The organism is Caloranaerobacter azorensis DSM 13643 (genome assembly GCF_900129995.1).
Taxonomy (GTDB): Bacteria; Bacillota; Clostridia; order Tissierellales; family Thermohalobacteraceae; genus Caloranaerobacter; species Caloranaerobacter azorensis.
Map to the genome: position 1 here is coordinate 1 of NZ_FQXO01000089.1, position 8,420 is coordinate 8,420.

5 protein-coding genes and 1 other annotated feature are annotated in these 8,420 nt (G+C 30.0%); all 5 genes read right to left on the reverse strand.

What is annotated here, in order from left to right:
• Positions 1–85: 85 nt before the first annotated feature.
• Entirely contained in the window at positions 86–868 is a 783-nt protein-coding gene (locus BUB51_RS11080) for a YeeE/YedE family protein (protein ID WP_423230324.1), read from the reverse strand.
• A 102-nt stretch (positions 869–970) separates the two neighbouring features.
• Entirely contained in the window at positions 971–2,671 is a 1,701-nt protein-coding gene (locus BUB51_RS11085; RefSeq protein WP_073197765.1) for an FAD-dependent oxidoreductase, read from the reverse strand.
• A gap of 404 nt (positions 2,672–3,075) precedes the next feature.
• Positions 3,076–4,467: an asparagine--tRNA ligase gene (asnS, locus tag BUB51_RS11090; RefSeq protein WP_073197766.1), complete on the reverse strand. Its 1,392-nt coding sequence runs from the start codon at positions 4,465–4,467 to the stop codon at positions 3,076–3,078.
• A gap of 190 nt (positions 4,468–4,657) precedes the next feature.
• Positions 4,658–4,905: a binding site (T-box leader), on the reverse strand.
• Positions 4,906–4,995: 90 nt separating this feature from the next.
• Complete coding sequence (locus BUB51_RS11095) at positions 4,996–7,530, reverse strand: ABC transporter permease (protein ID WP_073197768.1); 2,535 nt, start codon at positions 7,528–7,530, stop codon at positions 4,996–4,998.
• Positions 7,527–8,207 (reverse strand): ABC transporter ATP-binding protein, encoded by a 681-nt coding sequence (locus BUB51_RS11100; protein WP_073197770.1) that lies wholly within the window; start codon positions 8,205–8,207, stop codon positions 7,527–7,529. The genes BUB51_RS11095 and BUB51_RS11100 overlap by 4 nt, the downstream gene beginning before the upstream one ends.
• Positions 8,208–8,420 lie beyond the last annotated feature (213 nt).

Below are 8,420 nucleotides of genomic sequence, written 5' to 3' on the forward strand. Positions count from 1 at the left end.
TAATTCTAAAAACTATAAACCATTAATTTTCTAGATGCAAAATTTCTGTAATAAGAAATATTTCAATACCTTAATAAAATAATCATTAAATCTTAATATTAAGTTTTTTAGTTAATTTAACACCAAGTATACCCCCTAATGTTAATGAAGGCATAAATACCCATCCAGATAATGACATATTAGATAGTCCGGAATATAATGCCCCTACATTACATCCTAAAGCTATTCTAGCTCCATATCCCATTAATAATCCACCTATTGCATAAAAGAAAACATCTTTTAATCTAAAATCTTTTTTGAATGAAAAATGTCCTGCTAATAATGGGGCTATTAAAGCTCCTATTATTATTCCCATATTTCTCATTGAACCCGGATGATTAAAAAATCCGCCTTTTATAGCATCCATTCTGCCAGAAAACCATTCCCAGTTTGAAACGTCTACTATTCCTAATGCTTGATAAAACCAAGCAGCCCAATGTGCAAATACCGCTGTTACTCCCCAACTTGTACCTGTTGTAACTAATATTGTTATAAACATAATCATTATGAATACTGCACCAGTATAATAAGACCATCTTTTAACAAAAAACTTGTGATAAGTCTCTTTACTAAAGAATTTATATCTTTTTGGCTGAGGCAATTCTTTTTCCCATTCAGCATATTCTTCTAATTTTAATGTGTTTTCTCTTCTTCTCTTATCTTCATATTTCTTATCAATAACATAAATTAACAAATATCCTAATAAAGAAAGTACAATAGTTCCTACATATCCAAAAACATCTGGTAGATAAAGTCTTTTGTGTATTTTATCGTAGCCAAATTTGCAGGCTCTACATAATCTGAACCCGGAATTACTGCTACACCTGATTTAATTGCTCTATAATATACATCTACTCCCTTAACAAACGCTCCGTAGTGTATTGCCGCTGTCGCTAACAATTTATTAGGGGCTTAAACGCCCCTAATTTTTTTATTCAAAATTATAATCTGTTACAATCTTATTTCTGCCAGTTGTCTTATCATTAAAATATTCGTAAAAACATAATCCCATAAATCCTGCCGATATGTTATAAACATTTTTAAATCCTAAATTTTGAAGTGCTAATACCGCATTATAGCTTCTTTGCCCACTTCTACAATGTAAATAAACAGGTTCATCTTTAGGTATTTCATCTAATCTTTCTCTCAACTCACTAAGCGGTATGTTTTTAGCTCCTATTATATGACTTTGCTCATATTCATTTTTCTCTCTTACATCTATTATACAAGCTCCACTTTCTACTAAACCTCTTACATCTGATGAATGTACTTGCTTAAATAAACCATGCAATAAGTTAGAACCTACATATCCTGCGAGATTGACTACATCTTTAGCAGTTCCAAATGGTGGAGCATAGCATAACTCTAAATCTCTTAAATCATTTACAGTTGCACCAAATTTAATAGCAGTAGCAATTACATCTATTCTCTTATCTACATTACCTTTACCAATTGCTTGAGCTCCTAATACTCTTCCTGTTGGTATTTCATAGATTAGCTTGAAATGAACTGGTTCACATCCAGGCATCAATCCGACTTTGTCTCCAGGAATTATCTTAACTACATCGTATTTAATATTCAAATTAAGAGCCTTTATTAATCCTTCATTTAAACCTGTAGATGCAGCATTATAACTAAATACCTTTATTACAGATGAACCAATAAATCCTGTATTATTTATCTGCATTCCATTTATATGGTCTGCTACTCCTCTTGCTTGTTTTTGAGCCGGTCCAGCTAAAGGTAATTTAGTATATGAATTAGTTAATGCATGATATACCTCAATAGCATCTCCTACTGCATATATATCTTCATCATTAGTCCTGTAATTTTGATCTACTTTTATAGCTCCTGTTTCTCCTAATTCTAATCCTGCTTTCACAGCTAATTCAGTTTCTGGAGCTACCCCGATTGCCATAACAACTGCTTCAGCTTCAATTTTCTTTCCTGATTCTAAAATAACTGTATCTTTTTCAAAATAACTAACTCTGTCTCCTAATATTAAATTTACTCCATTATCATATAATTCTTTATGTAAAATCTGTACCATATCATAATCAAATGGCTTCATAATTTGAGGCATAGCTTCAATTAAAGTTACATCATATCCTGCCTCCTTTAAATTTTCGGCAGCCTCAACTCCAATAAATCCTCCACCGATTACTACTACATTCTTAGTTTTCATTGATTTTACAAACTTATTCAACCTATCAATATCTACAACATTTCTAATTGAAAATACATTTACTTTTTCAATTCCTGGAATAGGCGGAACTATTGGCCTTGCTCCAGGAGATAATATTAATTTGTCGTATGATTCTTTGTATTCTTCACCAGTTAATAAATTCTTAACAGTTATTTCTTTATTTTCTCTGTCAATAGATAATACTTCATTGTTTACTCTAGCTTCTATATTATACTGTTTTAAAAACTTTTCAGGACTCATAAGAACTAAACTATCAGCATCTTCTACCACACCACTTAAATGATATGGTAAACAACAATTTGAAAATGATACATGAGATCCTTTTTCAAACATTATTATTTGATCTTCCTCACTAAGCCTTCTCAATCTAGCCGCTGCAGATGCTCCACCAGCAACTCCACCAACTATTAAAATTTTTCTGCCCATTTTTATCCCTCCATTTTTTAATGGCATTGTTAAAAACTTTAATATAGTCCTTAATTCAACTGATTAATTTTATCTAAAATTCACACAAAAACATCGTTTTTCTATTTATAACTTATAAAGTCCTGAATATAGCTTTAGTAATTTTAAAACAAAAATAAATTTCATAGCTGCCAGATTTATAAACTTTTCTATATGTTTATCATACTTGAATAATACTTTATATCATTAATATTTTCAAGAATGATTATTGAAAATATACATTATAATAGGAAAATATTTTAACATCAAGTTTATCCCATTATAAAATATCAAATCTTTTCAAGCATTCGCTTTCATTTTCATAAATATTTAAAAATATAAATTACCCCTACTCATAGAAGTAGGGGCTCTTGCTATTATATTATTTAGAATTCTGCTGTTCTTGGAGTTCTTGGATATGGAATAACGTCTCTAATGTTAGTCATGCCTGTTAAATACATTATGGCTCTCTCAAATCCTAATCCATAACCAGCATGTTTAACTCCACCATATCTTCTTAACTCTAAATACCACCAGTAATCTTCCTGTTTAAGTCCCATTTCTTTCATTCTATTTACTAAAATATCATGTCTTTCTTCTCTTTGGCTTCCGCCTATTATTTCTCCTACTCCGGGTACTAATAAGTCCATGGCTGCAACTGTTTTTTCATCATCATTTAATCTCATATAGAAAGCCTTTATATCTTTTGGATAATCTGTTACAAAGACAGGCTTATTAAATACTTCCTCCGTAATATATCTCTCATGTTCTGTTTGTAAGTCATTACCCCATTCTACAGGGTATTGGAAATTTTTGTTTGATTTTTTTAGTATATCTATAGCTTCAGTATAAGTTATCCTTTCAAAATCTGAATTTACAATGTTATTTAATCTCTCTAATAATCCTTTATCTATGAACTTATTAAAGAATTCCATTTCTTCTGGTGCATTTTCTAAAACAAAGTTTATAATATATTTTAACATCTCTTCAGCCAATTCCATATCGTCCTTAAGGTCTGCAAAAGCTATTTCAGGCTCTATCATCCAGAATTCTGCAGCATGTCTTGCAGTATTAGAATTTTCTGCTCTAAAAGTAGGTCCAAATGTATATACATTTCTAAATGCTAAAGCATATGCTTCCACATTTAGCTGCCCACTTACTGTTAAATTCGTTTCTTTGCCAAAGAAATCTTTCTTAAAATCGACTTTACCATTTTCATCCAATGGTAAATTGTCGAAATCTAATGTTGTAACTCTAAACATCTCCCCTGCACCTTCACAATCACTACCTGTAATTATTGGGGTATGCACATAAACAAAACCTCTCTCTTGAAAGAACTTGTGTATCGCATAAGCTACTAATGAACGAACTCTAAATACTGCTGAAAAAGTATTGCTTCTTGGTCTTAAATGAGCAATAGTTCTTAAATATTCAAAAGTATGTCTTTTCTTTTGTAGTGGATAATCTTTATCTGATTCGGCTTCGATAGTTATACTTTTTGCCTTTATCTCAAATGGCTGTTTATTATTAGGAGTTGCTACAAGCAAACCTTCTACTTTAATTGCTGTACTAATAGGTAATTTTGAAATCTCTTTAAAATTATCTAAATTATCCTCAAACACAATTTGAATATTTTTGAAAAAGCTCCCGTCATTTAATTCAATAAATCCAAAAGATTTCGAACTTCTAATAGTTCTTACCCAACCTGAAACGACTACATTCTCATCTATATACTTTTCCGTGTTTCTATAAATTTCTTTTACTAATACACTCTTCATTTTCATACCTCCCCTATTATTAAATGTAAAATTGAAAATGTAAAATGTAAAATAAAAATAATTGGTTTACAATTATCAAGTAGGATTAAGAAATTTTATTTTTGTATTACGAAAACAGCTTTTCTAAAATTTTCAATTTTTAATTTTAAATTTTACATTTTACACTATATAAAAAACCTTTCATCCCAAAACAAGGGACGAAAGGTTACTTTCGCGGTGCCACCCTAATTGCTGCACATACAGCCAACTCTACCAGTACAGAAAACACTCTATACTGTCCAAATAATAACGGTTTGGTTCCGTCTAAGCCTACTCTCCTTAATGATTTCGGTTAGAGACTCCGAGATGTTCTTCAATATGGACTTCGTATCGGTCTCCCACCATCACCGACTCGCTTGAACTACGTTCCATATCTACTCTTCTCTTCATAGTCTTTTCTATATTTAATTTTTAACTTATTATAATATTTTTTATAAAATATGTCAAAGCAATTTATATAATTAATATGAGAAATTTATATAAATATTATTACTCTTCTATTCTAATACATTCTATTATATTGTCATTTTTAATACGTTTAAGTGGTATAATTATTGAAAGAAGTCCTATTGATATTGCTCCTGTTATCGCTATTATTATATGATTCCACGGCATAGTCCATGGAAAAATAGAAATTCCATTAATTTGATTATATAGTAAATACGACAAAGGTAATCCTATTATGACACCATATATCGAACCTAATAATCCATATAATACACCCTCGGCTACTACCATCTTTTTAATCTGACTCATGTCCATTCCAATTGCCTTTAATATAGAAAACTCCCGCTTCCTCAATATCATATTTGTGCTTACTGTATTTATAATATTCAAACTTCCTATCAACGCTATCACTACTATAAATCCATATAAAAATACCTTCATCTGCATCATAGCCCTTTTTTGTTCTTTTATATCGGCTTTAACATCTATTACTCTATTAGTTGAATCTTCCTGTTCTAATTGTCTCAATTTATTAGTTACTACATCTCTATTGGCATTTTCATAAAGCTGTATAAAAAATCCTCTAATATATATACCCGAAAACTCTCTTTTAAAATTCTCCTTATATTTCTCTTTATCTATCTTGCTTATTATCTTCTCAGCTACTTCCTTTGTTGTAATCATTTTCACTCCATTTTGTGCATATTCATTGCCAAATGGAACTCTCTCAAGGACTGCCATAACTTTAAGACTAATTCCATCTTTAGGATATGTTTTCTGCTGATTAGGATTGTTAATATCTATTAGTATGTTATCTCCTTCTTTAAAATTTGCAATATCTAAAGTAATAGATTTTTTAAGTTCTCTACTATACAGTCTATTATTTACAACTAATATAACACCATTTTCTGCATTAAGTTTATCTTCATCTATTAATCCGTACTTAATATAATCTTTTGATCTGTCTAATTTGCCGCTATCATATACATTTATTGATACCTTGATAATATTAAATTTTTCATTATCATGTTCAATTATATTAGGTTTTGAAACTTCTTTATATAAATCCGATACCTTATCTGTCGGGATTAATGCACTTCCATAAAAAGTATTATATTCCCTATATACCTTATTTACCCCATTAATACTTTTTAACCAGTTATAATCTTCCTCTGTAAACATATAATTCTCTTTTTGAGAAGATACTTTTAATATTTGATAATCCATGTTTAATATTTCATTACCATCATCAATAATTTTATTTATCATATCGGTAAACGTACTAAATACTATAAATAATATTACGCTTATCATTATGGAAAAAACAGTTATTCTAAATCTCTTTCTATTCCTTTTTATATTTTTATATGCCATAGCAAATTCTATATTTAAAAATCTGTAGATTATCCCTTTCTTCTTTTTTATCTTTTCTTTCTTAATACTTCCCCTGTTATTCAATGCATCAAGCGGTGATATCTTTGAAGCAGTATTGGCAGGCAGAAATGCTGATAAATATACAGATATAAACCCTAATAATATACTTCCAATGATAATATATGGTGATACCTCTACTTCATTAGCTTTTATTAAAATGCCTCCACCTCTACTGACAATAAATAGAACCAGCTTCAATCCAAATATACCAGATACTATACCTATTGGAACACCTATAACACTTAACAAAGTTGCCTCTTTAAAAACAATTTTCCTTATTTGCCTTGGTGTAGCTCCTATTGAACGAAGAAGTCCAAATTGTTTAATTCTTTCAAGCACAGATATATGAAATGCATTATAGATTACCGCTACTGTAGATATAATTACAAGGCCTATTAATATTCCGCATATTATAAATATTGCCTTATTCCCTTTAGAATCAGAACTTTGAAGAAGAAGCCTCAATAGCCTCTCATTTGTTGCAAATTTGCCTTTCCCCTTCATTTTTTCAAATTCTTCTATATTATTTTTTATTGAAATTTTACTCTTGAGTTTTAAATATATGTTCATTTTCTTATCTCTAGGAATTTTTTCTAGTAAAGTAAACCCTCTCGTTTCTCCAAAATATTGAGAATTTATTCTATTTTCTAATATCCCTACAACTGTATACTGTTTATTTTCTCCATTGACATCAAACACTACTTTATCATTTATACCAGGTTTATTATCCATTTTCTCAAGAGCCCATTTTTCTATTAATATTTCACTATTATTTTGAGGTAATCTCCCTTGCTTAATATGAATTGGTAGCATTTCAAATCCTTTTTTATTTAATTCTGTTATTGTAAGTTTGTACTTCCCATTAAAAGTTATTTTTATTACATCGACTTGAACTGAAATGTCTTCAACTTTAGGATTGTTTTTTAACCGATTTAACAAATCATACTCGACATTAGAATATGCAAAATGGAAATCTCCAACAGTCCGTTTTACCATTTTTATTTCACTTTTCTGCATACTATAAAACATAGTTGGTATAGAACTAATGAGAGCTACTGAAAGTATTATCCCTATTATAGTAAGAATAGTCCGCTTCTTTTGATTTTTTAAGTATTTAACTGTTATATCGCTATACTTTTTCATCTTATCACCTCATCCTTAACAACTTCTCCATCTTTTAATGTTATTATTCTATCGGCTTGAGATGCTATTTCTAAATCATGGGTTACTAATACAAGTGTTTGATGATATTTTTTAACTGACAGCCTAAGAAGTTCCATAACTTCCTTTGTACTCTTACTGTCAAGATTTCCTGTCGGTTCATCCGCAAGTATTATCGATGGTTTATATGCTAATGCTCTGCCTATTGATACCCTTTGCTGTTGTCCACCTGACAGTTCACTAGGAAGATGTGTTTTTCTATCCTCAATCCCTAATATATTCATAATATCTCTTATATGGTTTTTATCTACCTTTTGATGATCTAATAGTAATGGTAGTACGATATTTTCCTCCACATTTAGTACAGATATTAAATTATAAAATTGGAACACAAATCCTATCTTTCTTCTTCTAAATACGGCTAACTCTTTTTCTTTAAGGTTATATATGTCATATCCATCTATAATAACCTTACCACTAGAAGGCCTATCAAGTCCTCCTAAAAGATGAAGTAGCGTACTTTTTCCAGAACCACTAGCTCCTACGATTGATACAAACTCACCTTCATTAATAGATATATTTACATCTCTTAGAGCCTCTACTTTTGTATTACCCTTTCCATATACTTTAGATAAATTTTGTGTTTTTATAATTTCCATGTAATTCACCCCTTCGTAATCATAATATTTTAATATAAACTTCATTTTTTTCTATTCTAATTTATGAACCTTACTTTAAGGTGAAATTTAATCTTAAAATTTCTTAAGATTACTTTCAAATCGAGTAGGAGGTAGATGATTAATTCATCTACCGACCTCTCACACCACCGTACGTACCGTTCGGTATACGGCGGTTCATTAGGTTAAGTTCAA